General features: G+C 54.0%; 1 protein-coding gene and 1 pseudogene. Both read right to left on the minus strand.

The window, feature by feature from the left end:
* Positions 1 to 192: pseudogene (locus F0Q32_RS26900) on the minus strand (hypothetical protein); the annotation flags it as partial.
* Positions 174 to 1,154 (minus strand): IS5-like element ISKpn26 family transposase, encoded by a 981-nt coding sequence (locus F0Q32_RS25275; RefSeq protein WP_000019445.1) that lies wholly within the window; start codon positions 1,152 to 1,154, stop codon positions 174 to 176. The gene F0Q32_RS25275 and the pseudogene F0Q32_RS26900, both read right to left, overlap by 19 nt.
* Positions 1,155 to 1,222 lie beyond the last annotated feature (68 nt).

Here is a 1,222-nt window from a genome sequence, read left to right on the forward strand (position 1 = left end):
TGACGCCCAAACCTCGCGTTTGTTAGGGAAGGTGCGAATAAGCAGGTCATGTCTTCCCAAGCTGACTCGCTGATTAAAATTTCGCGGATCTGGGCCGATTTTTTTCCCGCAAACACATCGAATCAGCCTATTTAGGCTATTTTTTCCACCATTTCTGGCGTTATTTCCGGTTTTTACTGAGATCTCTCCCACTGACGTATCATTTGGTCCACCCGAAACAGGTTGGCCAGGGTGAATAACATCGCCAGTTGGTTATCGTTTTTCAGCAGCCCCTTGTATCTGGCTTTCACGAAGCCGAACTGCCGCTTGATGATGCGAAACGGGTGCTCCACCCTGGCACGGATGCTGGCTTTCATGTATTCGATGTTGATGGCCGTTTTGTTCTTGCGCGGATGCTGCTTCAAGGTTTTTACCTTGCCGGGACGCTCGGCGATCAGCCAGTCCACATCCACCTCGGCCAGCTCCTCGCGCTGTGGCGCTCCTTGGTAGCCGGCATCGGCTGAGACAAATTGCTCCTCTCCATGCAGCAGATTACCCAGCTGATTGAGGTCATGCTCGTTGGCCGCGGTGGTGACCAGGCTGTGGGTCAGGCCACTCTTGGCATCGACACCAATGTGGGCCTTCATGCCAAAGTGCCACTGATTGCCTTTCTTGGTCTGATGCATCTCCGGATCGCGTTGCTGCTCTTTGTTCTTGGTAGAGCTGGGTGCCTCAATGATGGTGGCATCCACCAAAGTGCCTTGGGTCATCATGACGCCTGCTTCGGCCAGCCAGCGATTGATGGTCTTGAACAATTGACGGGCCAGTTGATGCTGCTCGAGCAGGTGGCGGAAATTCATGATGGTGGTGCGATCCGGCAGGGCGCTATCCAGGGATAATCGGGCAAACAGGCGCATGGAGGCGATTTCGTACAGGGCATCTTCCATGGCACCGTCGCTCAGGTTGTACCAATGCTGCATGCAGTGAATACGCAGCATGGTCTCCAGCGGATAGGGCCGTCGGCCATTGCCCGCCTTGGGATAAAACGGCTCGATGACAGCGGTCATATTCTGCCATGGCAGAATCTGCTCCATGCGGGAGAGGAAAATCTCTTTTCGGGTCTGACGGCGCTTAGTGCTGAATTCACTATCGGCGAAGGTGAGTTGATGGCTCATGATGTCCCTCTGGGATGCGCTCCGGATGAATATGATGATCTCATATCAGGAACTTGTTCGCACCTTCC

This window comes from Pseudocitrobacter sp. 73 (assembly GCF_008369545.1).
Taxonomy (GTDB): domain Bacteria; phylum Pseudomonadota; class Gammaproteobacteria; order Enterobacterales; family Enterobacteriaceae; genus Pseudocitrobacter; species Pseudocitrobacter vendiensis.

Bases quoted from the DNA above. Each gene is read 5' to 3' on its own strand.
- F0Q32_RS25275 (WP_000019445.1), bottom strand. From the start codon at position 1,154: ATGAGCCATCAACTCACCTTCGCCGATAGTGAATTCAGCACTAAGCGC.